23 protein-coding genes and 1 other RNA gene are annotated in these 24,933 nt (G+C 65.5%); 8 read left to right on the forward strand and 16 right to left on the reverse strand.

What is annotated here, in order from left to right; all coding sequences use genetic code 11:
- Positions 1–121 precede the first annotated feature (121 nt).
- The 10 genes from FNV92_RS05305 to FNV92_RS05350 all read right to left on the reverse strand — a co-directional run bounded on the left by FNV92_RS05305 (position 122) and on the right by FNV92_RS05350 (position 10,775).
- Positions 122–742, reverse strand: coding sequence for a GNAT family N-acetyltransferase (locus tag FNV92_RS05305; RefSeq protein ID WP_210248043.1), 621 nt, complete (start codon positions 740–742; stop codon positions 122–124).
- Between the two features lie 62 nt (positions 743–804).
- Positions 805–1,596, reverse strand: coding sequence for an inositol monophosphatase family protein (locus FNV92_RS05310; RefSeq protein ID WP_143841817.1), 792 nt, complete (start codon positions 1,594–1,596; stop codon positions 805–807).
- 97 nt (positions 1,597–1,693) lie between these two features.
- A complete protein-coding gene (locus tag FNV92_RS05315) occupies positions 1,694–2,776 on the reverse strand; it encodes a tetratricopeptide repeat protein (protein ID WP_143841816.1) in 1,083 nt (360 codons plus the stop codon).
- Between the two features lie 8 nt (positions 2,777–2,784).
- Entirely contained in the window at positions 2,785–3,474 is a 690-nt protein-coding gene (locus FNV92_RS05320) for a thiamine phosphate synthase (protein ID WP_143841815.1), read from the reverse strand.
- Positions 3,475–3,477: 3 nt separating this feature from the next.
- Complete coding sequence (locus FNV92_RS05325) at positions 3,478–4,503, reverse strand: class I fructose-bisphosphate aldolase (protein WP_143841814.1); 1,026 nt, start codon at positions 4,501–4,503, stop codon at positions 3,478–3,480.
- A gap of 299 nt (positions 4,504–4,802) precedes the next feature.
- On the reverse strand, positions 4,803–5,870 hold the full coding sequence (fba, locus tag FNV92_RS05330) for a class II fructose-bisphosphate aldolase (RefSeq protein ID WP_143841813.1): 1,068 nt from the start codon (positions 5,868–5,870) through the stop codon (positions 4,803–4,805).
- Between the two features lie 53 nt (positions 5,871–5,923).
- Positions 5,924–7,120: a phosphoglycerate kinase gene (locus tag FNV92_RS05335; protein ID WP_143841812.1), complete on the reverse strand. Its 1,197-nt coding sequence runs from the start codon at positions 7,118–7,120 to the stop codon at positions 5,924–5,926.
- A gap of 152 nt (positions 7,121–7,272) precedes the next feature.
- Positions 7,273–8,280: a type I glyceraldehyde-3-phosphate dehydrogenase gene (gene gap / locus FNV92_RS05340; protein ID WP_014439720.1), complete on the reverse strand. Its 1,008-nt coding sequence runs from the start codon at positions 8,278–8,280 to the stop codon at positions 7,273–7,275.
- 170 nt (positions 8,281–8,450) lie between these two features.
- Positions 8,451–10,433 (reverse strand): transketolase, encoded by a 1,983-nt coding sequence (gene tkt, locus FNV92_RS05345; protein ID WP_143841811.1) that lies wholly within the window; start codon positions 10,431–10,433, stop codon positions 8,451–8,453.
- A 183-nt stretch (positions 10,434–10,616) separates the two neighbouring features.
- Positions 10,617–10,775, reverse strand: a complete 159-nt coding sequence (locus FNV92_RS05350) for a hypothetical protein (RefSeq protein ID WP_158324543.1) — start codon at positions 10,773–10,775, stop codon at positions 10,617–10,619.
- Here FNV92_RS05350 and FNV92_RS05355 point away from each other — a divergent pair.
- The 5 genes from FNV92_RS05355 to FNV92_RS05375 all read left to right on the forward strand — a co-directional run bounded on the left by FNV92_RS05355 (position 10,744) and on the right by FNV92_RS05375 (position 13,381).
- Positions 10,744–11,064 (forward strand): DUF4164 domain-containing protein, encoded by a 321-nt coding sequence (locus tag FNV92_RS05355; protein WP_014439722.1) that lies wholly within the window; start codon positions 10,744–10,746, stop codon positions 11,062–11,064. The two genes, FNV92_RS05350 and FNV92_RS05355, sit on opposite strands and share 32 nt — an antisense overlap.
- Positions 11,061–11,444, forward strand: a complete 384-nt coding sequence (locus FNV92_RS05360; RefSeq protein ID WP_014439723.1) for a cell division protein ZapA — start codon at positions 11,061–11,063, stop codon at positions 11,442–11,444. Before FNV92_RS05355 ends, FNV92_RS05360 begins: the two co-directional genes overlap by 4 nt.
- Before the next feature lie 259 nt (positions 11,445–11,703).
- Positions 11,704–11,864, forward strand: a non-coding RNA gene (gene ssrS / locus FNV92_RS05365) — 6S RNA.
- A 118-nt stretch (positions 11,865–11,982) separates the two neighbouring features.
- Positions 11,983–12,579 carry a 5-formyltetrahydrofolate cyclo-ligase gene (locus FNV92_RS05370; RefSeq protein ID WP_168213340.1) on the forward strand — a complete coding sequence of 199 codons (597 nt, stop codon included), beginning with the start codon at positions 11,983–11,985 and terminating at the stop codon, positions 12,577–12,579.
- Complete coding sequence (locus tag FNV92_RS05375) at positions 12,557–13,381, forward strand: TIGR00282 family metallophosphoesterase (protein ID WP_168213339.1); 825 nt, start codon at positions 12,557–12,559, stop codon at positions 13,379–13,381. Before FNV92_RS05370 ends, FNV92_RS05375 begins: the two co-directional genes overlap by 23 nt.
- Before the next feature lie 185 nt (positions 13,382–13,566).
- Here the strand turns inward: FNV92_RS05375 and FNV92_RS05380 are convergent, their stop codons facing one another.
- The 6 genes from FNV92_RS05380 to FNV92_RS05405 all read right to left on the reverse strand — a co-directional run bounded on the left by FNV92_RS05380 (position 13,567) and on the right by FNV92_RS05405 (position 22,756).
- On the reverse strand, positions 13,567–14,703 hold the full coding sequence (locus FNV92_RS05380; RefSeq protein WP_143841809.1) for a DSD1 family PLP-dependent enzyme: 1,137 nt from the start codon (positions 14,701–14,703) through the stop codon (positions 13,567–13,569).
- 89 nt (positions 14,704–14,792) lie between these two features.
- Positions 14,793–16,136, reverse strand: coding sequence for a c-type cytochrome (locus FNV92_RS05385; protein ID WP_143841808.1), 1,344 nt, complete (start codon positions 16,134–16,136; stop codon positions 14,793–14,795).
- Positions 16,133–18,301: a xanthine dehydrogenase family protein molybdopterin-binding subunit gene (locus tag FNV92_RS05390; protein WP_168213338.1), complete on the reverse strand. Its 2,169-nt coding sequence runs from the start codon at positions 18,299–18,301 to the stop codon at positions 16,133–16,135. Before FNV92_RS05390 ends, FNV92_RS05385 begins: the two co-directional genes overlap by 4 nt.
- Before the next feature lie 8 nt (positions 18,302–18,309).
- The gene (locus tag FNV92_RS05395) at positions 18,310–18,774 is read right to left on the reverse strand and encodes a (2Fe-2S)-binding protein (RefSeq protein WP_186355500.1); all 465 of its coding nucleotides are present in this window, start codon (positions 18,772–18,774) and stop codon (positions 18,310–18,312) included.
- A 702-nt stretch (positions 18,775–19,476) separates the two neighbouring features.
- Complete coding sequence (locus FNV92_RS05400; protein ID WP_143841805.1) at positions 19,477–20,901, reverse strand: methyl-accepting chemotaxis protein; 1,425 nt, start codon at positions 20,899–20,901, stop codon at positions 19,477–19,479.
- Between the two features lie 106 nt (positions 20,902–21,007).
- Positions 21,008–22,756 (reverse strand): methyl-accepting chemotaxis protein, encoded by a 1,749-nt coding sequence (locus FNV92_RS05405; protein ID WP_143841804.1) that lies wholly within the window; start codon positions 22,754–22,756, stop codon positions 21,008–21,010.
- A gap of 203 nt (positions 22,757–22,959) precedes the next feature.
- On the opposite strand from FNV92_RS05405, the gene FNV92_RS05410 reads away from it, so the two are divergent.
- From FNV92_RS05410 to ruvA, 3 genes are all read left to right on the forward strand, one after another.
- Positions 22,960–23,706: a YebC/PmpR family DNA-binding transcriptional regulator gene (locus FNV92_RS05410; RefSeq protein ID WP_143841803.1), complete on the forward strand. Its 747-nt coding sequence runs from the start codon at positions 22,960–22,962 to the stop codon at positions 23,704–23,706.
- A 72-nt stretch (positions 23,707–23,778) separates the two neighbouring features.
- A complete protein-coding gene (gene ruvC, locus FNV92_RS05415; protein WP_143841802.1) occupies positions 23,779–24,306 on the forward strand; it encodes a crossover junction endodeoxyribonuclease RuvC in 528 nt (175 codons plus the stop codon).
- Positions 24,303–24,920, forward strand: a complete 618-nt coding sequence (ruvA, locus tag FNV92_RS05420) for a Holliday junction branch migration protein RuvA (RefSeq protein ID WP_014439734.1) — start codon at positions 24,303–24,305, stop codon at positions 24,918–24,920. The genes ruvC and ruvA overlap by 4 nt, the downstream gene beginning before the upstream one ends.
- Positions 24,921–24,933: the final 13 nt, after the last annotated feature.

Consider the following 24,933-nt stretch of genomic DNA (forward strand, 5'->3'; position numbering starts at 1 on the left):
ATGTCTCTGGATACTGGATCATCCGCCTTCGCGGATGATGACGGCGGAGAATGCGGACTAGCCTGCGCCCTTACGCCGGTTTCCTCAAGATCTTCACCAGCCCGCCGAGGAGGGCTGTTACCTACATGACCTTTTCGAACAGGAATCCTTCGCTCCCCGCCGGATCGTCCGAAACAACTGGGTGGTTCGGATCGGTATGCCGGTCGTTGAAGAATTCGATGATCTTGAAACCACACTTGTTAACGTAGAAGTGGATGTTTCTTTTCTCGAAATATGGAGTGTGAGTCCGCCACGCCACTGTTTTCGGATACCGGTGTTCCAAAGCAAGCCAGGCTTTGTGGCCCAAACCGCGCCCCTCTTCGCCAACCTTCAAGAAGAAAAGATCCAGCGTATTGCGGTGGGTTTCTTCATTGATGCTCACCACTGCGCCGCCGACCTTTCTGCCATCGCACATGATCCGCAGCGCCACCGCTCCCTTGGCGTTGATCGAATGGTCCAAGTCGTCGTCTGAAGGAATGGGCCCATCCGGCAGATTGTCGAATTCCTCCTTAACAGCTATCGAAAAGGCGTCCTGCAATTCCTTTTTGAAATCGCCGATATCGATTGCGTCGACTTTCACCAGGCTGATTTGAGTGTCGGACATATCGTCCTCGTAGGTGCTTGCTGCAGACGTCAGGCTGATGTTCTCGGCAGAAAACCGGGCAACCGCCGTGTGGTCACAAAGAGCCTTCCCGCGCGACATCGAAAAGCCGCTCCGAGGGGGGCGCCTCCGCGCGATGAGTGCTGGGCGTCGAGCTTGCGCTGTTACGCCGGCTTCCGCAAAATCTTCACCAATTCCCCGTGCACGAACTCATTCCCGCACACCACATGACCGGTCACAACCGGGTCGCCCGGCGTGTCGATGTCGGTCACCGTCCCACCTGCTTCGCGCACCATGATCAGCCCGGCGGCGACATCCCAGGACTGGAGGTTGCGCTCCCAGTAGCCGTCGAGGCGGCCGGCGGCGACGAAGGCGAGGTCGAGGGAGGCGGCGCCGAAGCGGCGCAAGCCGGCGACGCGGTCCTGGATCGCAGTCATCTCGCGGCGGAATTCCTCGTGGTCGCCGCGGCCGATATGGGGCAGGCCGCAGGCCACCACGCATTCGTTGAGCTGGCGACGGCCGGCCACCCGCAGGCGCTGGTCGTTGAGGAAGGCGCCCTTGCCGCGCTCGGCGATGTAGAGCTCGTCATTGGCGGGGTTGTAGATCACGCCAGCAATGATGGTGCCCTCGCGGGCGAGGCCGATCGAGATCGCGAATTGCGGGATGCCGTGCAGGAAGTTGGTGGTGCCGTCGAGCGGATCGACGATCCAGGTGTGGCTCTTGTCGCTGCCCTCGCGGGTGCCGCCTTCCTCGCCGATGAAGCCGTAGCCGGGCCGGGCCTTGGCGAGGTCCTGGTAGAGCATCTCCTCGGCGCGCTTGTCGGCGAGCGAGACGAAATTGGCCGGGCCCTTCAGCGAGACCTGGAGATGCTCGATCTCGCCGAGATCGCGCTTGAGGCTGCGGCCGGCGCGGCGCGCGGCCTTGACCATGACGTTGATAGTGGCGGAATACAGCATGTGCTCTGGTCTTGATCGGGGAAAATGGCGCGAAATCGCGCGTCTTTGAGGGATGGGGTGCCCTGCGGGGCGCCTGACGTCAAGTCATTGGGTCAAGTCATTTGGTCCCGAGCCATTTCCGGGCGGCGGCCTCGGCCTTGGAGCGGTCCTCGGCCGGCAGGTCGGAAAACTGCTTGTCGAGCTCCGGATCGCCCTTGCCGACGGTCTTGGCGACCAAATGCCATTTGAACCCCTCGACCTTGTCCACGGACGTGCCCATGCCGTTGATCAGCACCCAGGCCAGCCGGTTCTGCGCGATCGCGCTGCCCTGGCGGGAGGCCTTGCGGAGCAGGGCCACAGCCGCGGGCTGGTTCTTCGGCGTGCCGGTGCCGTTGAACATGGCGATGGCGTATTCGACCTCGGCATCGACATTGTCGGCCAGTGACGCGGCCTGCAGCAGCCGCACCGCGCGTTCCGCGTCCTTCGGGACCCCGGTGCCTTCCTTGTAGAACGTCGCGAGCGCGTATTGCGCCTCGGGCAGGCCGGCATCGGCCGCCTGGCGCAACAGCTCGGCGGACCGCTTGACGTCCTGCGGCAGGGTCTGGCCGTCGAGATAGAGCAGCGCCAGGTTATAGGCCGCCTTGGGCTCGCCGAGCTTGGCGGAGGAGGCCATCAGCTTGACCGCCTCGCCCTTGTCGACAGGGCCGCCGCGGCCGGACATGCGCATCATGGCGAGTGCGAACATCGCCTCGCGGTCGCCGGCGTCCGCGGCGCGCTTGTACCATTCGAGCGCCTTGGCGTAATCGCGGCGGATGCCCATGGCATTGGAATAGAGCTCGCCGAGCATGGTCATCGCCTTGGGATCGCCGGCCTTGGCGCGGTCGGTGGCGAGATCGAACGCCGTCTTGTACTGGCCGCGCTGATAGGCGCCGAACACCAGATCGACACCGGGAGTGTCGGTCGCCGGCGCGGGAATCACGGTCGCGGGCAGCGCCGGCTTGGGCGAGGGGGCCGGCTTGGGCGACGCCGAAGGCTTTGGCGCCGGCGCGGCCTCCTTCTTCTTGGTGATCGTGTGCGGTTTGGGCTTCGGCTTTTCGGCGGGCGCGCTCGGCGTGGTCACCTGCGGCGCGATCTGGAGCTGCGCGGCGGCGGGCGCCGTGAGCAGCAGCGTGGCCAGGAGGGTGATGCGCGGGAGCTTCATGTCGGGCGCTAGCCGTGCTCGCCGCTCACAGGATTTTGCTCTGCAAGCGCAGTCGCATGGGCCTTCTTGATCGCAGCGTCGGCCTCGACCAGCGCAGCCTTGGGCCCGCGCGGATCGGCCCAGATGAATTCGCCGACCAGCACGAAATCGGCGCCGCAGGCCGCGAAGTCATGGGCCTCCTCGAGCGAGGTGGCAAAGCCGACGCAAGGTGGCTCGAACAGCTCGGCCCACCAGTCCAGCCGCTCGGCGATCGCCTGCGATGACGGGCGCTGGCCTTTGCCGTCGGGTTCGCCGAACAGCACATAATCCGCGCCGATCTCGCCCGCGTCCATGGAATGGTGCCGCGTCGTCAGCCCGCCGACGCCGGCGATGCGATCGGGCTTGAGCGATGGCAGCGCCTCTTTCAGCGCGGCGATGCCGGGCAGATGGGCGCCGTCGGCGCCGCCGCGTGCAACGAGCTCGGGATGGCCTTCGACGAGCAGCGCGGCACCCGCCTTCTGCACGACCGGCGCGAGCGCCTTGATGCGCGTGATCATGGTGCGCTGGTCGGTCTCCTTCAGCCGCAGCAGCACGGCCGCGACGTCGGCGGCAGCAAGCAGGGCCGGCAACTCGGCTTGAAGCGCAGCGGGATCATCGACGACAGGCGTCGCGAGATAGAGGCGCGGCGCGGGGCGCGGCGGAGGCGATTTGTTCGACAAGATCTAGGCTGCTTTCTTTTCCAGGCTGCTTTGCCACTCGCCCCTGGAGGCGAGCCCGTTCATGCGGGCGCGATGACTGAAGGCGCTTTGCCCGGCCGCGACGTTCTCGGCCTTGCCCGACCAGGCCTTCTGCGGCGCGGCCTGCAGCGCGCGGCCGTAGGAGAACGTCAGGCCCCAGGGCAGCGGGCCGAGCTTGTGCATGGCGTTGAGATGCGCTGTGGCCTCTTCGTCCGACTGGCCGCCGGACAGGAAGGCGATGCCCGGCACCGCCGCAGGCACGCAGGCCTTCAGCAGTCGGATCGTCTTCTCCGCGACCTCTTCGACGGAGGCCTGCTTCGGGCACTTCTTGCCTGAGATCGCCATGTTCGGTTTCAGCACCATGCCTTCAAGCGCGACGCGCTGCACGCGCAGCTCCTGGAATGTCTTGTTGAGCACGCGCTGGGTTACTTCATAGCAGCGGTCGATGTCGTGATCGCCGTCCATCAGCACCTCCGGCTCGACGATGGGCACGATCTGCGCCGCCTGGCACAGCGCGGCGTAGCGCGCCAGCGCGTGGGCGTTGACGCTGATCGCGGTCATCGAGGGAATCCCGCTGCCGATGTCGATCACCGCGCGCCATTTGGCGAAACGCGCGCCGCGCTCGTAGTATTTCTTCAGCCGCTCGGCGAGCTTGTCGAGCCCGACGGTGACCAGCTCACCCGGGCACATCGGCAGGGCTTGCGTGCCCTCGTCGACCTTGATGCCGGGGATGGCGCCGCTCTGTTCGATCAGCTTCACCAGCGGCGTGCCGTCCGCGGCGTCCTGCCAGATCGTCTCGTCATAGAGGATCACGCCGGAAATATACTGGCTCATGGCCTCCTTCGAGCGGAACAGCATCTCGCGATAGTCGCGGCGATTGCTTTCCGTCGATTCCACGCCGATCGCGTCGAAACGTTTCTTGATGGTGCCGGAGGATTCGTCGGCGGCAAGAATGCCCTTGCCCGGCGCGACCATGGCGGTCGCGATCTTGTTGAGCTCAGTCAGATTCATCGAGAGGTCCTCCCAAAACGATTCTGCCCTTGCCTGTGAAAATAGACGGTTCTCGGGCAATTGCCGAGTTAACGTTCGTCGCAGGGTAAAGGGGCGGGAGGTCAGGGTTGTTCGCCTCTCCCCGCTCGCGGGGAGAGGCCGGAATGCGCGCTTAAAGCGCGTATTCCGGGTGAGGGGGACTCTCCGCGGGTCCAATTGCCAGCGTCCCCGGGGAGACTCCCCCTCACCCCAACCCTCTCCCCGCAAGCGGGGCGAGGGGAGGATAGGGCGCAGCCAGCCTTACGCCACCGCGCGATCGCTTACGCCACCTTCGGGTCCAGCTCGCCCTTGGCGTAGCGCTTGGCCATTTCGGCCGGGGTCAGAACCTTCTTGAACTTGGAGGCCTGGCCTGCGGTATTGAACTCCTGCAGCCGCTGCTTGCACAGCTTGGTCATCGCTTCCATTGCGGGCTTCAGGTACTTGCGCGGGTCGAACTCTTCCGGGTGCTCCTTGAACACCTTGCGGATCTGGCCGGTCATGGCCATGCGGTTGTCGGTGTCGATGTTGATCTTGCGCACGCCGTGCTTGATGCCGCGCTGGATCTCGGAGACCGGCACGCCCCAGGTCGGCTTCATCTTGCCGCCGAACTCGTTGATGATGTCCTGGAGGTCCTGCGGCACCGACGAGGAGCCGTGCATCACCAGATGCGTGTTCGGCAGCTTGCGGTGGATTTCCTCGATCACGTTCATGGCGAGGATGTCGCCGTCGGGCTTGCGCGTGAACTTGTAGGCGCCGTGAGACGTCCCCATCGCGATCGCGAGCGCGTCGACCTTGGTCTCCTGCACGAACTTCACGGCCTCGTCGGGATTGGTCAGGAGCTGGTCGTGGCTGAGCTTGCCCTCGGCGCCGTGGCCGTCTTCCTTGTCGCCCATGCCGGTTTCGAGCGAGCCGAGCACGCCGAGCTCACCCTCGACCGAGATGCCGCCGAGATGGGCCATGTCGGTCACGGTCTTGGTGACGCCGACATTGTAGGTCCAGTCGGCCGGGCTCTTGCCGTCGGCCTTGAGCGAGCCGTCCATCATCACCGAGGTGAAGCCGGCCTGGATCGCGGTCATGCAGGTCGCTGCCTCGTTGCCGTGGTCGAGATGCACGCAGACCGGAATGTGCGGATAGATCTCGGTGACCGCGTCCATCATGTGCTTGAGCATGATGTCGTTGGCGTAGGAACGCGCGCCGCGCGAGGCTTGGATGATGACGGGCGCGTCGACCGTATTGGCCGCGTCCATGATCGCCAGCGCCTGTTCCATGTTGTTGATGTTGAAGGCCGGTACGCCGTAATCGTTCTCAGCCGCATGGTCGAGCAATTGACGCAACGTGATCCGAGCCATGTGTCTTTCTCTCCGGTTGGGCCTCTGGCGGCCGCTAGTTTCTTGCAGACTGATTACTTGATGCGCAGAACTTCGACGCCGGGCAGGGGCTTGCCTTCCATCCATTCAAGAAATGCGCCACCGGCGGTCGAAACATAGGTGAACTGACCGGCCACATGGGCCTGGTTGAGCGCCGCGACGGTGTCGCCGCCGCCCGCGATCGAGATCAGCTTCTTGGCCTTGGTGCGCTCGGCGGCATGCTTGGCGGCGGCCATCGTGCCGCGGTCGAACGGCTGCATCTCGAAGGCGCCGAGCGGTCCGTTCCAGACCAGCGTCGCCGCATCGTCGATGGCGGCATGGACCCGCGCGATCGACTGCGGACCGACGTCGAGGATCATGCCGTCGGCCGGGATCGAGTCGAGGCCGTAGGCATGCGACGGCGCGTTGGCGGCGAAGTGGTAGGCGACGGTGGCGTCGACCGGCAGGATGATCGCGCAATTGGCGGCTTCGGCCTTTTCCATGATGCGCAGCGCGGTGGGCGCGAGATCCTTTTCGGCCAGCGATTTGCCGATGCCGACGCCCTGGGCGTGCAGGAAGGTGTTGGCCATGCCGCCGCCGATCACCAGCGCGTCGACCTTGGTGACGAGATTTTCCAAAAGGTCGATCTTGGTCGAGACTTTTGCGCCGCCGATGATTGCAATGACCGGCTTGGTCGGCGAGCCCAGCGCCTTCTCCAGCGCATCGAGCTCGGCCTGCATGGTGCGGCCGGCATAGGCCGGCAGCTTGTGGCCGAGGCCTTCGGTCGAGGCGTGGGCGCGGTGTGCCGCCGAGAACGCGTCGCTGACCCAGATGTCGCCGAGTTTTGCGAGCTCCGCGACAAAGGCGGGATCGTTCTTTTCCTCTTCCTTGTGGAAGCGAGTGTTCTCGAGGCAGAGGATGTCGCCATCCTTCAGCGCCGCCACCGCCTTGGCCGCGGGCTCGCCGATGCAATCGTCGGCGAAGCCGACCGGCTTCTTCACGACCTTCGCCAGCGCTTCCGCGACGGGCTTCAGCGAGTCCTTGGCATCGCGGCCCTTCGGCCGGCCGAAATGCGCCAGCAGGATGACCTTGCCGCCCTTGTCCGAGATCTCGGTGATGGTCGGCGCGACGCGCTCGAGCCGGGTCGCGTCGCTGACGCGTCCGTTCTCCATGGGCACGTTGAGATCGACGCGCAGCAGCACGCGTTTGCCCTTCACGTCGACGTCGTCGAGGGTGCGGAATTTGTTGGTCATCTCTGGCTCTCTTGTCCCGGGCGCTGCGCAGCGCGAAGCGGTGCGCTGCAGAACCGGGACCCACATCACAGCGAGTCCCGCGGTTAGATGGGTCCCGGCTCTGCGGAGCAGCGCTTGCGCGCTGCACCGCGTCCGGGACACGAGACCCCTGCTTAGATCACCTTCGCGATCGCGACGGCGGTGTCCGCCATGCGGTTCGAGAAGCCCCACTCGTTGTCGTACCAGGACATCACGCGCACCAGCGTGCCGTTCTGCACCTTGGTCTGGTCCTCGTGGAAGGTCGAGGAGTGCGGGTCGTGGTTGAAGTCGATCGAGACGTTCGGCGCGGTGGTGTAGCCGAGGATGCCCTTGAGCTGCTGCTCGGAGGCGCGCTTCATCGCTGCGTTGATTTCCTTGGCATCGGTGGCGCGCTTGGCGATGATCTTGAGATCGATCACCGAGACGTTCGGGGTCGGCACGCGGATCGCGACGCCGTCGAGCTTGCCCTTCAGCTCGGGCAGCACGAGGCCGATCGCCTTTGCCGCACCGGTCGAGGTCGGGATCATCGACATCGCCGCCGCACGGCCGCGATAGAGATCCTTGTGCATGGTGTCGAGCGTCGGCTGGTCGCCGGTATAGGCGTGGATCGTGGTCATGAAGCCGGTCTCGATGCCGACCAGGTCGTTCAGCACCTTGGCGACCGGTGCGAGGCAGTTGGTGGTGCAGGAGCCGTTGGAGACGACCAGATGGTCCTTGGTCAGCGTCTCGTGGTTGACGCCGTAGACGATGGTGGCGTCGGCGCCGTCGGCGGGCGCGGAGACCAGCACGCGCTTGGCGCCGGCGGTCAGATGCGCAGAGGCCTTGTCCTTCGAGGTGAAGATGCCGGTGCATTCCATCGCGATGTCGACGCCGAGATCCTTCCAGGGCAGCTTAGAGGGATCGCGCTCGGCGGTCACCTTGATCTTGCTTCCGCCGAGGCTGATCGTGTCGCCATCGACGGTCACGGTGCCGGGGAAACGGCCATGGACGCTGTCGAAGCGGAGCAGATGGGCGTTGGTCTCGACCGGGCCGAGGTCGTTGATACCGACGACCTCGATGTCCTTGCGGCCGGACTCGGCGATAGCCCGCAGGATGTTACGGCCGATGCGGCCAAAACCATTAATTCCGACGCGGACTGCCATGTTTCGTCTCCTTATGACCGTTCAATGACGGGTTCAATAACGCCTAGTCTTCCCGCACAACGCGCCATACGCGCCTGCGAAGGTTTTTTAGGGGCGGACGCCCGGTTCGGCCGGGCGGTGCTTGATCATATGAGAGACTACGTAGTCCTTTTTTTTGGCAAGCTCAACTCTCAGGAAACGCGTTTCAGCACAGCGTTAACCGCAGCCTCGGCGGTAATCCCGAAGTGCTTGAAGATCTTGTTCAACGGGGCACTGGCGCCGAACGAATGCATGCCGATGAATTCGCCATCCTGCCCGATCACGGCATCCCAGCCCCAGCGCACCGCTGCTTCCATGGCGACCTTGATCGGCGCGTTGCCGATGATCGCATCGCGGCGCTCCTTTGGTTGCGCTAGCAAGAGCTCGAGCGAGGGCACCGAGACCACCCGTGTCGGAATGCCGCGCTCGGCCAGCTGCTTCTGGGCGGCCACCGCCATCTCGACCTCGGAGCCCGAGGCGAACAGCGTCGCCTTGGCTTCGCCCTGGGCCGCGACCAGCTCGTAAGCGCCATATTGGCAGGGGTTTTCGTTTACACTCGTCCGCAGCTGCGGCAGGTTCTGCCGCGTCAGCGCCAGCACGGTCGGGCCGTCGATCCGATTCAGTGCAATCTCCCAGCACTCGGCGACCTCGATGGCATCGCAGGGGCGGAACACGCGCATGTTGGGAATGGCCCGCAGTGCGGACAGGTGCTCGACCGGCTGATGGGTCGGGCCGTCCTCGCCGAGGCCGATGGAATCGTGGGTCATGACATAGACCACGCCGGTCCCCATCAGCGCGGCAAGCCGCATCGCCGGGCGGGCATAGTCGGTGAACACCAGGAAGGTCGCGCCGTTCGGTGCGAAGCCGCCGTGCAGGAAGACGCCGTTCATGGCGGCGCACATGCCGAACTCGCGGATGCCGTAATGGATGAAGCGGCCCTTCGGCGTCTTGGCGGAGAACGCGGTCGCCGACTTCGCCTTGTTGTTGTTGGAGCCGGTGAGGTCGGCCGAGCCGGCCAGAAACTCCATCGGCATCGCGCCGGCGATGACCTCGATCACGGCCTCGGAGGACTTGCGGGTGGCCGCAGTCATCGGCTTTTCCAGCAGCTCCTTCTTGTAGGTGCGGAACGCCTTGGCGAGCGCGGCCGGACGCTCGTGGCGCAGGCGGCGCTCGAACTCGGCGCGCTTGCGGCTGCCGAGCTCACCGAGCCGCGTCTCCCATTCCTGCCGGGCCGCTGCGCCGCGGGTGCCGGCGGCGCGCCACGCCTTCAGCACGTCGTCCGGCACCGAGAACGGCTCGAGCGAGATGCCGAGATTCTCCTTGGCGGCCTTGAGCTCGTCAGCGCCGAGCGCTTCGCCGTGCACCTTGTTGGTGCCGGCCTTATGCGGCGCGCCGAAGCCGATGGTGGTGCGGCAGGCGATCAGCGTCGGCTTGTTGGATTTCTGCGCGCGCGTGATCGCGGCGGCGATGGCGATCGGGTCGTGGCCGTCGATCTTCTCGGCGGCCCAGCCGCACGCCTTGAAGCGCTTCACCTGGTCGACGGAATCGGCGATCGAGGTGGGGCCATCGATCGAGATGCCGTTGTCGTCGTAGAGAACGATCATCTTGTTGAGCTTCCAGTGCCCGGCCAGCGCGATCGCTTCCTGCGACACGCCTTCCATCAGGTCGCCGTCGGAGGCGAGCACATAGGTGTGGTGATCGACGATCTTCTTGCCGAACTCGGCGGCGAGCATCTTCTCGGCGAGCGCCATGCCGACGGCGGTCGAAAGACCCTGGCCGAGCGGACCGGTGGTGGTCTCGACGCCCTTGGTATGGCCGTGCTCAGGGTGTCCGGGTGTCAGCGATCCCAGCTGGCGGAAATCCTTGAGCTGGTCGATCGTCATCTCGGGGCTGCCGATCAGATGCAGCAGCGCATAGAGCAGCATCGAGCCATGGCCGGCGGACAGCACGAAGCGGTCGCGGTCGGGCCAGTCCAGTGCAGCCACGTCGAATTTCAGGAACTGCGTGAACAGCACCGTGGCCATGTCGGCGGCGCCCATGGGCAGGCCCGGATGGCCGGATTTCGCCTTCTCCACGCCGTCCATTGCGAGGCCGCGGATCGCGTTGGCCATACGGTTGTGATCGACCTGCGTCATGTCTGAAATCCGTCTGAAATGAGGCGCTTGGCGACGGTTGTGCCCGCGCGGGAAAGAGCCTTTCGGCCACTGGGGTCGGGGCTGAATTAGCACCTCGGTTCCGGCAGGCCAAGGCAATCAAACGCCGGTTTGGCCGTAAAAGTTGCTTAGCAGTGCATAGTTTCGCGGCGGCGTTGCGCTTCCCTAGCTTGCCACGTAAATTTCTGCTTCTAACCGCTTGCCGAACCGAGTCTTTTGCCGGACGGCAAGCTCCAGGGTAAAGCCCAAGGCAAAGTCCAAGGGCAAGGCCACAGGTTCCGCCGCTGACTGCATGAACGATCGGGTGTCCAACAGCTCTGCCATGACGGAGTCCTCCGCCGTCGAGATCGAGATCGCGACCCGCAGGCTCACGGCGGCGCTCGACGCGCTCGAAAGCGCGGTGGAGCGGCGACGTGATGCCGATCGCGACGAGAACGAGCTTGCCGCGCGGATCCAGGCGCTGGGCGCGGATCGATCGCGGCTGGCCGATGAGCTCGACGGCGCGCTGGTGAAGGCGCGCAAGCTCGAGCGCACCAACCGCGAGATCTCCGACCGGCTGGATTCGGCCATCGTCACGATACGCTCGGTGCTCGATACCGGAGAGGATGGATGAGCCACATCAATGTCACCATCAACGGCCGGCAATACCGCATGGCCTGCGAGGAGGGCCAGGAGGTGCGGCTGCTGAAGCTCGCCGAGAGCCTGGAGACGCGGATTCAGTCGCTGCGCGGAAAATTCGGCGAGATCGGCGATGCGCGGCTCACCGTGATGGCCGCGCTGACCGTCTGCGACGAGCTGGTCGACTCGGGCAACCGCATCCGCACCATGGAGCAGGAGCTCACCGAGCTCCGGGATTTCCGCAACGCCGCCGTCGAGCGCGCCCGGTTGACCCAGACCGCCGTGGTCAACGCGCTGAACGCCGCCGCCGAGCGGATCGAGAAGTCGACCCAGGTCCTGAACCGGACCGTCGGAGGCGGCATCGCGATCGGGTAGCACTCGATGTATCCGCGCGCCCACCCTCCCCTGGAGGGGGAGGGTCGATCGCGCGAAGCGCGAGCGGGGTGGGGTGATCTCTCAGCACGGGCAGTGTGCGATGTGGAGAGATCACCCCCACCCCGCGCCGCATTTCGCTTCGCTCCATGCGTCACGATCCTCCCCCTCCAGGGGAGGGTAAGACCCGTGAATGCCGCGCGAAAGCGGCGACCCGCTCGCCGGGCTGGCGATTCGTCAGTATCGTTGTTACATTGCGAAGGCGAGGCTGCGACGCGCGTCAGGAGCCATATATCCCCGGGGCCTTATCGATCCTTTAGGGAACTGTCCCTGTTCGGGCCCGTGGGCCCGAGCATATGGTGCCCACCTACTTTCGTAGGGAACTCCGGGATCGAGTGCTTCAACGGCGTTCGCGGCTTCGTACTGTTATTTCTTGAATTGCGTTCTTCGAATTGAGTCCACGACAAACCGGCGGTCCAGTTCACTCTCAGGGTCATGTCCGTCCGCTGTTGCGGACGATGACGGCGGAGCGAAAACGCGCATGCCCAACTCCAAAGCCGAACTCCGCGCCAAAGCCCTCGCGGCGCGCGACGCGCTGAGCGAGAAGAAGCGCACCGCTGCCGCCACAAAGCTCGCCAAACGCGGGTTGCCGTTCAAGCTGCTGCCGGGCAGCATCGTCTCTGGCTATTCGCCGATCCGCAACGAGATCGATCCGATGCCGCTGCTGAAGAAACTCGCGGAAGCGGGCGCGACGCTGGCGCTGCCTTGCGTCACCGCGCGCGGCCAGTCGCTGGTGTTCCGCATCTTCCATCCGAACGACCGCCTGATGATGGGCCCGCTCGGCATTCCCGAGCCATCACCGGCTGCCGCCGAGGTCATCCCCGACATCATGCTGACGCCGCTCGCGGCGTTCGATCGTCTCGGCCATCGCATCGGCTATGGCGCGGGGCATTACGATTTCACCTTTGCGCATTTGCGCAAGACCAAGCAGATCGTCGGCATCGGGCTTGCTTTTGCAGCGCAAGAGATCGAGGCCGTTCCGGCACTAGCCCACGACGTCGCGCTGGATTATGTGCTAACGGAATCGGACGTATTCGATTTCCGGAGTTCTGAAGTTGCGCATTCTGTTCGTGGGTGATGTCGTCGGCCGTGCCGGGCGCAACGCCATCGCCGAATATCTGCCCGGCATGGTCAGGGACTGGTCGCTCGATTTCGTCGTCGTCAACGGCGAGAACTCCGCCGGCGGCTTCGGCATCACGGAAGCGATCTATCAGGAGTTTCTCGACGCCGGCGCCGACGCGGTGACGCTCGGCAATCATTCCTGGGACCAGCGCGAGGCGCTGGTGTTCATCGAGCGCGCCGAACGCCTGGTGCGCCCCGCCAACTATCCGCGCGGCACGCCCGGCCGCGGCGCCGCTTTGGTCGAAACCAAGAACGGCAAGCATGCCCTCGTCGTCAACGCTTTGGGCCGCGTCTTCATGACCCCGTTCGACGATCCCTTCGCAGCATTGGAGCGCGAGTTAGGGGCCTGTCCGCTCGGCGTCGCTGCCGATGCCATCGTCGTCGATTTCCATGCCGAGGCGAGCAGCGAGAAGCAGGGCATCGGCTTCTTCTGCGACGGCCGCGCCAGCCTCGTCGTCGGCACCCACACCCATGTGCCGACCGCCGACCACCAGATCCTCACGGGCGGCACCGCCTACATGACCGACGCCGGCATGACCGGCGATTACGACTCGATCATCGGCATGCAGAAGGAAGAGCCGCTGCGGAGGTTCACGTCGGGAATTCCATCGGGCCGGTTCGAGCCGGCCGCGGGCGCGGCGACGCTCAGCGGCGTTGCGGTGGAAACGGACGATGCGACGGGGCTCGCGCTACGAGTTGCGCCCGTGCGTGTCGGCGGCAGGCTGGAGCCGACGACGCCGAAATTCTGGTTGAGCTGAGGCGCGACGCCACACTCACTGTCGTCCCCGCGCACGCGGGGACCCATAACCCCAGGGAGTAGTTATTGCGCGAAGACGGTCACTCCGAGTCTTCGCGAAACTATTGCTGCGCCGTATGGGGCCTGGATCTGCGCTTCGCTTGTCCGGGACGACGGCGGAGATCGACGCGCGCTCGTGCGTCAATCTCAGGTGACCGCGCCGCGCGCCGCGATCGGCCAAAGCGCCTCCACGCGGGCATCCGGCGTGTTGAAGCCGCGCACGCCGACATACCAGTCGTAGAGATTGACGGTGGGGTCGCAATGACCCGGGATGAGCGTCACCTTGTCGCCGAGCGCCAGCCGCGACGACGCGCCGTCGAAGTCGAGCAGGCCATGTTCGTCAGAGGGTCTGTTATAGCGCAGGTCGGGACGGCCCAGCACGGCCGGAAATCCGCTGTCGTTCGACAGGGCCTTGTGGCCGGCATCGATGACTGCGCGTTCGCCGGAAGCGGTGCTCATCACGGTCGCGATCACGAACAGCGCATGCTCGAACGGGCTGGCGTTGCGCGCCCCGTCGGCGACGTTCTTCGCGTAGTCGGCGTCCATGAAGATATAAGAGCCGGCCTGCAATTCGTTCCAGATGCCGCTCGCGCCTTCGAGCTCGAACGTCCCGGTTCCCGCGCCTCCAATCGTCCGGCATTGAAAGCCCGCATGCTCAAGGGCGCGCAGCGTCTCCCTGGTCGCGTTCGCAGCGCTGGCGATGGCCGCGCGCCGCTCTTCCGGCGTTCGCAAATGCTGGGCGGAGCCGTGATAGGCCTGCAAGCCGCCGAACGACAGGAAGCGCGAATCCGCCACCTGCCGCGCCAGGCCAGCCGCCGCCGGGCCCGGCCTGACGCCGCAGCGACCGGCGCCGACATCGACTTCGACCAGGACCTCGATGTGCGACCCGGCCCGCTCCGCGGCGAGCGCCAGTTGCTCGACCGCGATGGAATCGTCGACGCAAACGCTGATGCGTGCGTGGCGCGCCAGGCCTGCGAGCCGTTCCAGCTTCCGCAGGCCCACCACCTCGTTGCTGACGAGCACATCGCTCACCCCGCCCGCCACCAGGACCTCGGCCTCGGCGACCTTCTGGCAGCACATGCCAACCGCGCCGCGCGCGATCTGCTTGGCCGCGATGATCGGCGACTTGTGGGTCTTCGCATGAGGGCGCAACCGAACGCCGAGCTTGCCGACCGCCGCCGCCATCGTGTCGAGATTGCGCTCGAAGGCGTCGAGGTCGATGATCAGCGCCGGCGTATCGATCTCGGAAAGCGGCGCGCCGATTTGGGCGGGTGGAAGGGACATCGAAAGCCAGTCGATTGTGTTCGGGTCCGCGCCCCGAATGTGCGGCAGCCTTTCTATGGCAACAACGGTCGCCGCACCAGTGGCGACACCTACTCCGCTGTCTGCCCCCGCAACTCCGCCACATCCTTCGCCGTCAGCTTCGAGCCCTTCGTCCCGAACCGCCCGGTGACGTAATTCGCCACCGCCGCGATCTCATCGTCCGTATACGCGTTGCCGAACGCCGGCATCGAGAGCGCGCCGTCAGGCGTGCGGCGCTTGGTGCCCGAGATCACGATCTGCGCGACGTTGGTGGCCGCGGGGTCATTCACCGCCCAGGTGCCCGTGAGCGTTGCCATCGGCGACACCGGGCTCTCGCCGCTCCAGCCGTGGCAGCTGGCGCAGGCGCCGGCGAACAGCTGCTTGCCGCGGGCATCCGCCGTCACGCCGTCCTTGTGCGAGGCCGGCGCGACCGGCGCCGTGGTGGCTGGCAGATCGGGCGAGGGCTGCGGCGGCACGCTGCGCAAATACGCAACGATGCTGCGGATATCTTCGGGGGCGAACTGGCTGAAACTGTGATCGACGGCTTCACCCATCGGGCCCGATGCCGAGCCGTGTCCCGGTGCGTGACCGAGCGATAGGTAAGAAATCAGATCCGCATCGCTCCAATTGCCGAGGCCGGTCGCCTTGTCGGAGGAGATGTTGAAGGCGCGCCACCCAGCCGTGACGGCACCGGCGAACTTCTTGCGGTTGTCCAGCGCGAAGCCGAGATTGCGCGGCGTGTGGCACTCGCCGCAATGCGCCAAAGCTTCCGCAAGATACGCCCCGCGATTCCATTCCGGGCTCTTCGAGGTATCCGGCGCAAAGCGCGTATCGGGATTGAACACCGCCGACCAGAACATCATCGCCCAGCGTTGGTTGAACGGGAACGACAGCGTGTTGTCCGGCGCCTTCGCGCGCACGGCAGGCAGGCTGAACAGATAAGCCTTCACCGCCAGCACGTCCTCGTCCGTCATGAAAGTGTAGGACGTGTACGGCATCGCCGGATACAGCCGCGCGCCGTCACGGCGCTTGCCGTGCTGGACCGCGTTCAGGAAATCCTGGTCGTTGTAATTGCCGATGCCGGTGTCCTTGTCCGGCGTGATGTTGGTGGAATAGAGCGTGCCGAACGGCAGCTTGAAGGCGAGCCCGCCGGAATAGTCCTTCTCGCCGGGCTTGGTGTGGCAGACCATGCAGTCCGCCGCCTTGGCGAGATACTCGCCGCGCTCGACGAGACTTGCCTTCTCCAGCTTGGCAGGCACCCCGGTGGGCTTGCCCGCGCGGTAATCGGCCAGCGCCACTTTCGTGCCGCCGGAAAAGTCGAGCGGGCCGGGCCCGCGGATGATCCAGAGGCCGAGGCCGGCCACGACGATGGCAATGACGACGAGGCTTCCGAGGATACGCATCTTGCCGCTCATGCCTTTTTCCCCGCAGCCAGCAGTTTCCGATCGATCGGCAGGCGCCGCAGCGCCACGCCGGTTGCAGCGTAAATCGCATTGCGCAGCGCCGGCGGTCCCGCCGTGGTGCCGGTCTCGCCGATTCCACCGGGGGCCTCGCCGCTCTTGACGACGTGAACCTCGATCTTGGGTGTCTGGTTGATCCGCAGCATCCGGTAGTCATTGAAGTTGGATTGCTGGACGCGTCCCTTCTCGATGGTGATCTCGCCATAGAGCGCAGCGGTCAGGCCGAAGATCAGCCCGCCCTCGACCTGGGCCACGATCGTGTCGGGGTTGACGGCGATGCCGGTGTCCACCACCGAGGTGGCACGTCGCAGATTGATCTCGCCCTGCTCGTCGACCTCCGCTTCCACCACCGTTGCGATGAAGCTTCCGAACGAAGGCTGCAGGCACACGCCGCGTCCGACGCGTGCCGGCAGGGGTTGACCCCAATTGGCTTTCTCAGCTGCGAGATTGAGAACGTTGAGGAAGCGCGGCTGATTGGCCAGCATGCCCCGGCGAAACTCGACTGGGTCCTTGCCCGCCTTGCGCGCCAATTCGTCGATGAAGCATTCGACCGCGAACACGTTGTTGTTGGGGCCGACGCCGCGCCAGAACCCCGTTGGTATCGCCGGCGGCTCGGCCCTGACATATTCGACGTGGAAATTCGGGATGTCGTAGGGCACGTCGGTGGCGCTGTCGATCGCGTCGATATCGATGCCCTTCTGGAACGCCGGCGGCAGCCAGCGCGCGAGGATCGCGGCGCCGGCGATCTTGTATTTCCAGCTGGCGATTTTCCCGCCCGACAAGGTCGCCGCGATCGTGTCGCGATAGACCGGTCGGTAGACGTCGTGCTGAATGTCTTCCTCGCGGGTCCACACCACCTTGACCGGCCCGTCGACTTGCTTGGCGATGCGAACCGCCGTGACCACCATGTCGGGCTCGAGCTTGCGGCCGAAGCCGCCACCGAGCAGATGCTGGTTGACCGTCACCTTCTCGACCGGAAGTCCGGCGGCCTTCGCCGCCTCAGACTGCACGCGCGCCATGATCTGCGTGCCGGTCCAGATCTCGCAGGAATCGGGCTTGCAATGCACCGTGGCGTTCAGCGGCTCCATCGTCGCGTGCGCGAGGAACGGCAGCTCGAACGACGCCTCATATTTTTCGCCGGCCGCGAGGCCCTTGGCGATGTCGCCGGTGGACTTGGCGACCACGCCGTCCTTTGTGCTGGCGGCACGCAGATCGTCCCAGATCGCCTTCGAATCGATCTTCGCGTTCGGTCCCTCGTTCCATTCGATGTCGAGCGCGTCGAGACCCTTCTTCGCCGCCCACATGTGATCGCCGACGACGGCGACGAGATCGTCGAGCACGACGATCTGCCGCACGCCCGGAATTGTCTTCGCGGCGCGGTCATCGACCTTGCCGATCTTGCCGCCGAACACCGGGCACTGCGCCAGGGTCGCGAACTTCATGCCGGGCACGATGGCGTCGATGCCGTAGACGGCCTTGCCGTTGACCTTGTCGGGGGTGTCGAGCCGCTTGAACGGCTGGCCGATGTAAACGAAATCCTTGGGGTCCTTGAGCGGGATGGTCTTGGGCGGCGTCTGGCCGCTCGCGGCGGCTGCCAGCGCGCCATAGCCGAGCGTCCGGCCGCTCGCCTTGTGGGTCACCACACCCTTAGAGGTCGTGCAACTGGCGGGGTCGACGCTCCATTGCGCGGCCGCCGCCTGCACCAGCATGGCGCGCGCGCCGGCGCCGGCGTCGCGCAGCGGCTTCCAGAACGCCCGCACCGATGTGGAGCCTCCCGTCGCCTGAATGATGAAAATCGGATTGCCGTAGAGTTTCTCGTTGGCCGGTGCGTGCAGTAGCTGGACCTTCGACCAGTCGGCGTCGAGCTCTTCCGCCAGGATCATCGAGACCGCGGTGTAGATTCCCTGACCCATCTCGACTTGAGGCATCACCAGCGTGGTCACGCCTTCCGGGTCGATGCGAATGAAGGCGTTGGGCGCGAACTTGCCGTCGGTCTTGTCCTCCGGCTGCACCGGCTCGTTGATGGCGGCGCGCAGCGGCAGATGGAAGGCGAGCAGGAAGCCGGTGGCGAGGCCGCCGGTCAGCAGCGCGCGGCGAGAGACATTGTCGAGTGCATTCATGGCTGATCTCACGACTGCTTGCCGTTGGCGGCGTGCTTGATGGCCTCGCGGATCCGCACATAGGTGCCGCAGCGGCAGATGTTGCCGGCCATTGCGGCGTCGATGTCGGAATCATCAGGGTTGGGCGTTGCTGCCAGCAGCGCGGCCGCCGACATGATCTGGCCGGACTGGCAGTAGCCGCACTGGACCACTTCGGCATCGAGCCAGGCCTTCTGCACCTTCGCGCCCGCGGGCGTGGTGCCGATATGCTCGATGGTGGTGATGGAGCGGTTGGCGACCGCGCTCACCGGCAGCACGCAGGACCGCACCGCCTTGCCGTCGACATGCACCGTGCAGGCGCCGCATTGCGCGATGCCGCAGCCGAACTTGGTGCCGGTCATTCCGAGGATGTCGCGCAGCACCCACAGCAGCGGCATGTCAGGTGGCGCGTCGAAAGTCTTCTGTTCGCCGTTGACGGTGAGTGTCGTTGCCATATGCATCCCCTTGCTCGACGATCGCTTGCGGCGACCGGGTCGGCGAATTCGCGCGACCATAATCATACCGATGCGAAACGATGAAGCTTCGAATTTTCTCGCAATGCATATTTGCGCGGCTGCGACGCGAGGCCATGACGTTCACGAATTTGTGCGGCGATCACTGCGGGAAGTTTGGGCCAATTGATATGATAAGCGTCATTTTTTGACGCGTTTCATCGCGCGCGCCGTCGATCGCCGCAGATGATCGTGCGAACGCGCAAAACCATGCGATGGCGAAAGTCGTGCGATTGGGAAAGTCGGGCGGGGACGCGTCCTTGCTTGCGACGCATCCTTCGAGACGCCCGCCTGCGGCGGGCCCTCAGGATGAGGACCGCGTGTGCGGCCGTAATCCTCACGAGTACCAATGCCACTCAGCCTCATCCTGAGGAGACCGCAAAGCGGTCTTCTCGAAGGGCGAGGCGCTTCGCCAAGCCCGCCTTTACGCGACAGCTCTCCCTTCGGGAAAGCGCAGCGACCCTCGCAGAAGCATTCTCTCAAAATTTCGGAATAATAGCATTGTGCGCCTGTTTTGCCCGACGGGTCAAGGGCTCGTCAGGCGCCTGGCGCGCGATGAGGCGCAAGCCATTGATTCCTCAGGCACCGGCTACTGTGCATGGGGTTGTTTTGCAGTTTCCGATTTGAAAGGCCGTCGCGACGTCGTCAGCTCTGCCGGAAACCCATCCGGAACGCGCCCCAGTGCTTGCCGCGGACCATGATCGGCGAGGACAGGTCCTTCATCAGCACGAACTGTCCGCCGCCCATGTCGCGGCGATAGGTCTGCAGCAGGAACGGCTTGGTGTTGGCCCCGACCTTCTTGACCGTGCGGTCGGTGAACAGGCGGCGGTTGCGGCAATTGGCGTTGTTCCAGACCGGGTCCTTGCCCTGCGGCAGACTGTAGTTCGGGTTGTGGGTCGGCAGATAGCCGCCCTTGGTCCATGCGACGCAGAACACGATGCGAGGATCGGATTTCTGGATCGGGTCCTGGATCGCGGGGAGCGCGCGGTCGGTGAATTCGACGTAGTTGGTGAGATACTGTTTTGGATCGGTGCCGGGGATTTCGCGATATTTTTCGTCCATGAGCTGGTCGAGCGTGATCTCGCCGCGATCGATCGCGGCTTCGAATTCGGCGGAGATCCGCTTGGCGGTGTCGACCACGACGCGGATCAGCGGCGTGTCCGACGTTTCCACGCCGCTGTTGGCGATCATCGCGATCAGGCCTTCGGACGTGTCGAGCAGTTGCGTCACCCGCTGGTCGGCGCTCTTGAGGTCGCGCGAGGACAGGTCGACGCCCCTGGCGAGCTCGTTGAGCTCGCTGATGACGGTGTCGCAATGGCCGAGATTGGAAGTTGCCGCGCGCGTGACGCTGTCGATCTCAGCTTCGACCGAGGCGAAGCCCTGCTGGACCCGCGAGATGATGCCGGAGATCGCTTGCGCGCCTTCGCCGGCGGTCTTGGCACGCTGCGAGGCGTCGCTGCTCTCGCCGATCAGGCCTTCGATCTGGCCGTCGAGATCGCGCACGGTGTCGGAGATCTGGAGCGTGGCCTGGCGGGTGGCCTCCGCGAGGTTCTTCACCTCGCTTGCGACCACCGCGAAGCCGCGGCCGGCATTGCCGGCGCGCGCGGCTTCGATGGTGGCATTGAGTGCGAGCAGATTGGTCTGCTTCGCGATCGCCTCGATCGCGCCGGAGACTTTTGCGACCTGCGCCAGCGCCGAGCCGACGGCGCTCAGCCGCCCCTCGATCCGCTCCACGGCCGCGACGAGTTCGGAGATGTGGCTGACCGCGGTATCGACCGCGCCGCGGGACTGCGCGATCTCGCCGACCGCGGCCGACGTGGTCGATTGCACCGCCTGCGACGCATTGGCGATGCCGCGGTTGGCCGCGACCATGGTCTCGGCCGTTCTCTGCAGGTGATGGAACCGCTCCGACTGGTTGGCGACGCGGCTTGCAACTTCCTGGACGTTACCGGCGATGTCGGCGAGTTCCACGCCGAGCCCGCCGATGCGGTCGGCGAGCTGGTCGATCAGCCGCTCGGCGAGCGTGCGGTTCGATCCTGTGTCCATGACGGCAAGCTGGGCGAGGGACATTTACGGGCTTCCTCAAATCGGAGCCGTTCGCCGGCTCTCCGCGGCATTCCCATTCCAACATTATTCAAAGAGGTGATTCGCGCCCGGCGTCTTGCCTGAGCGTGCACTACAGTTTGTAGGCCGTCCTGAAACCGCCCCAGTGCCGGCCCTGGACGCGGATCGGAACGTCGATCTCGCGCATCATCACCGTATTCCCGTTCCCCATGTCGCGCGCATAGCTCTGGACCAGGTACGAGCGCAGATTTTGCGCGGCGGCAAGCCCGGCCGGATCGTTGAAGATGCGGCGGTTGCGGCAGTTGGCGGTGTTCCAGCCCGCGTCACCCGGCCGCTGCGGATGCGAATAGATCTTGTTGTGCACCGGCAGGAAGCCGTTGCGGTCGACCATGGCGCAGAACGCCATGCGCGGGTCCCTGGCGAGAAACGCTTCCTGGAACGGCGGCAGCGCGCGGTCGGCCCAATCGAGATATCGGGTGCGGTATTGCTGCGGATTGGTGCCGGCGATCTCCGCATAATCGGTGTCGAAGAGATCGTCGATCCTGACCTCGCCGCGTGCAACCGCCTGTTCGAAAATCCGGGTCAGGGCGGTGCCCGCTTCCATGGCGCGGGTGACGAACTCGCTGTTCTCCTCGTGGATCGACCAGAGCCTGTCTTCGATCTTCTCAGCTAGCGCGGCATCGGGATTGACGAACTGCGCGCGCGCGCCGGCCTTGGATTGCTCGGTCACGCGCAGGCGGCAGGCGCCGACGTCTTCGAGGCTGCCCTCGATGATGGCCTGCGGCGCAAGCCGGCCGGCGTCCGGTCCGCCGATCAGCACGCCGTCCATCGCGATTTCATAGACCGGCATCACGCCGCGCGCGGTTTCGAACTTGAGATGGCAGGGCAGCCGCTCGGTCTTGCGGCGGTCATCGTGCTCGCTCTGGCGAAGCAGCACCGCGCAGCGCGATTTCAGTTTTTGCGCGAAAGTGGTGACGGCCCGGCCGGCGCTGGCGACATTCTCGCCATGCGTTTCGGCCGCCTTGGTCGCGGCATCGATCTCGGCTGCGCTCTGGCCGACCGAGATGATGAACTCCGATGCGCTGGCGGCGTTGCCGGAGACTTCGCTGGTGGTGGCGTTCTGCTCGGCGACCGCGCCGTTGACGGTCTCGAACACCGGGCGGATCGCCTCGATCGCCTGCGAGATGCGGTGCACCGCATCCGCGGAGCCGGTGGCGTCGCGCTGCAGCGCGTCGATCTTCCGGGTGATCTCTTCCGTGGCGCCCTGGGTCTGCACAGCGAGCGCCTTCACCTCGGTGGCGACCACCGCAAAGCCCCTGCCGGCGGCACCCGCGCGCGCGGCCTCGATGGTGGAGTTGAGCGCGAGCAGCGTCGTTTGCCGCGCGATCTGTGCGATCAGATTGACGACGTTGCCGATGGCGGCGGAGGATTCGCGCAGGCGGTCGACATTGGCGCGCGCTTCCTGCGCGGCGGCGCTGGCCGCGTCGGCGAGCTTGCCGGCCTCGCGCACCTGCGCGCCGATGCCTTGGGCGGACTGGGTGAATTTGTCGGCGGCATGCGCGAAGGTGGAGGCGTTCGATTGCGCCGCATTGGTGCGGCCGGTCAGGGCGTCGGTGCGGTCGCGGATGGCGGCAAGCGTGTTGGCGGTCGCCTCGGCGCCCCCGGCGACCGAATTGGCGGCGCGCTCGAGCTGGCGGATCATGGCGCCGAGCTCAAGTTCCAGCAGTTCCAGGATCTCCCGGGCGGAATCGTCCCCGGCAGCTCCGGCCGGCGCGGAATCGGCCGGCGACGGCGCAACCTGCGGGCCTGCGGCGGGCGCAGGTACGTCCGGCAGACGCTTCCGAAATATTGCGAACGCCATCAGGTCACTCTTGTGGGAGGGTGGGCGGACGCTATTTTCGCAGGCCGGAATGAAATCATGGTTAACAGTGCCTGACTACTGGGCACGGGACACTACGGTACTACCTTAAAGTCGTAGAGCCTCTTTCATTCCGGTGGGTTGGCGGCCTATAAGGCCGCGCTTCCCACACTCTCCTTGGCTGACAATTCCTTAACGAGACCCGCATGGCCGGACATTCCCAATTCAAGAACATCATGCACCGCAAGGGGCGGCAGGATGCCCAGAAGTCGAAGCTGTTCGGCAAGCTGGCGCGGGAAATCACCGTCGCGGCCAAGCTGGGGACGCCTGACCCCAACATGAACCCGCGCCTGCGCGCGGCCATCACCGCGGCGCGCCAGGAGAACATGCCGAAGGACAATATCGAGCGCGCGATCAAGAAGGCGCTCGGTAACGAGGGCGAGAACTATGACGAGATCCGCTACGAGGGTTACGGCCCCGGCGGCGTTGCCGTCATCGTCGAGGCGCTGACCGACAACCGCAATCGCGCCGCCTCCGACATCCGCTCCTTCTTCACCAAGTCGGGCGGCAATCTCGGTGAAACCGGCTCGGTCTCCTTCATGTTCGACCGCACCGGCATCATCGAATATGACCGCAGCGTCGCCTCCGACGACGCCGTGCTCGATGCCGCGATCGAGGCCGGCGCCGACGATGTGGTCTCGGGCGAAGGCGGCCACGAGATCTACGCCTCGACCGAAGGCTATCGCGACGTCGCCAAGGCGCTGGAAGCCAAGTTCGGCGAGCCGCGCAAGGCCGCGCTGATCTGGAAGCCCCAGAACACGGTCGCGGTGGACGACGAGACCGGCGAGAAGCTGCTCAAGCTGATGGATTTGCTCAACGAGCACGACGACGTCCAGAACGTCTACGCCAATTTCGAGGTGTCGGACGCGCTGATGGCGAAGATGGGCGGGTAGGGGCCCGCTTTCCCCTGTTGCCTTCGTTCTGTTTCTGTTTCCCCCACGGCAGCCAACCGCTATCACTGGCGCATGACTGCGCTCCCGATTCGTGGCCCCGTTCGCATCATCGGCATCGACCCAGGCCTGCGCCGCACCGGCTGGGGGGTGATCGAGGCTGACGGCAATCGCCTGATCTACGTCGCCTGCGGGTCGGTGGAACCGCCGGACAACCTGCCGCTGGCGAGCCGCCTGCTCGCGATCCACGAAGGGCTTGCAGCCGTCCTGTCCGGCCACCAGCCGATGGAGGCTGCGGTCGAGCAGACCTTCGTGAACAAGGACGGCGTTGCGACGCTGAAGCTCGGCCAGGCCCGCGGCGTCGCCATGCTCGCGCCTGCGATGTTCGGCATCAGCGTCGCCGAATACGCGCCGAACCAAGTCAAGAAGACCGTGGTCGGCGCCGGCCACGCCGACAAGCATCAGATCGCGATGATGCTGAAGATCTTGCTGCCCAAGGCCGAGCCGCCGTCCGCGGATGCCGCCGATGCGCTCGCCATCGCCATCACCCATGCCCATCACCGCCAGAGCACGGCGCTGCGGCTGAAGGTGGCGGGGCTATGATCGGCAAGCTCAAGGGCCTGATCGACTCCTACGGCGAGGACTATGTCATCCTCGACGTCGGCGGCGTCGGCTATCAGGTGCATTGCTCGGCCCGCACGCTGCAGCATCTGCCGTCGCCCGGCGAGGCGGCCGTGCTGTCGATCGAGACCTATGTCCGCGAGGACCAGATCAAACTGTTCGGCTTCCGCACCGACCAGGAGCGCGAGTGGTTTCGCCTGCTCCAGACCGTGCAGGGCGTCGGTGCCAAGGTCGCGCTGGCCGTGCTCAGCACGCTGGCGCCTTCCGATCTCGCCAACGCGATCGCGCTGCGCGACAAGGCCGCGGTGGCGCGCACGCCGGGCGTCGGCCCCAAGGTCGCCGAGCGCATCGTCACCGAATTGAAGGATAAGGCGCCGGCCTTCGCCAATGTCGATCCAGCCGTCGTGCATCTTGCAGGCGCAGTCGACGACCAGCGCGCGCCACGGCCGGTTGCGGACGCGATCTCGGCGCTGGTCAATCTCGGCTACGGCCAGCCGCAGGCGGCCGCCGCGATCGCCTCGGCTTCGCGCAGCGCCGGTGAGAATGCCGAGACCGCGCAGCTCATTCGGCTTGGCCTGAAGGAACTGGCGAAATAGGCTATGTTCGTCG

Source organism: Bradyrhizobium cosmicum, assembly GCF_007290395.2.
Lineage (GTDB): Bacteria > Pseudomonadota > Alphaproteobacteria > Rhizobiales > Xanthobacteraceae > Bradyrhizobium > Bradyrhizobium cosmicum.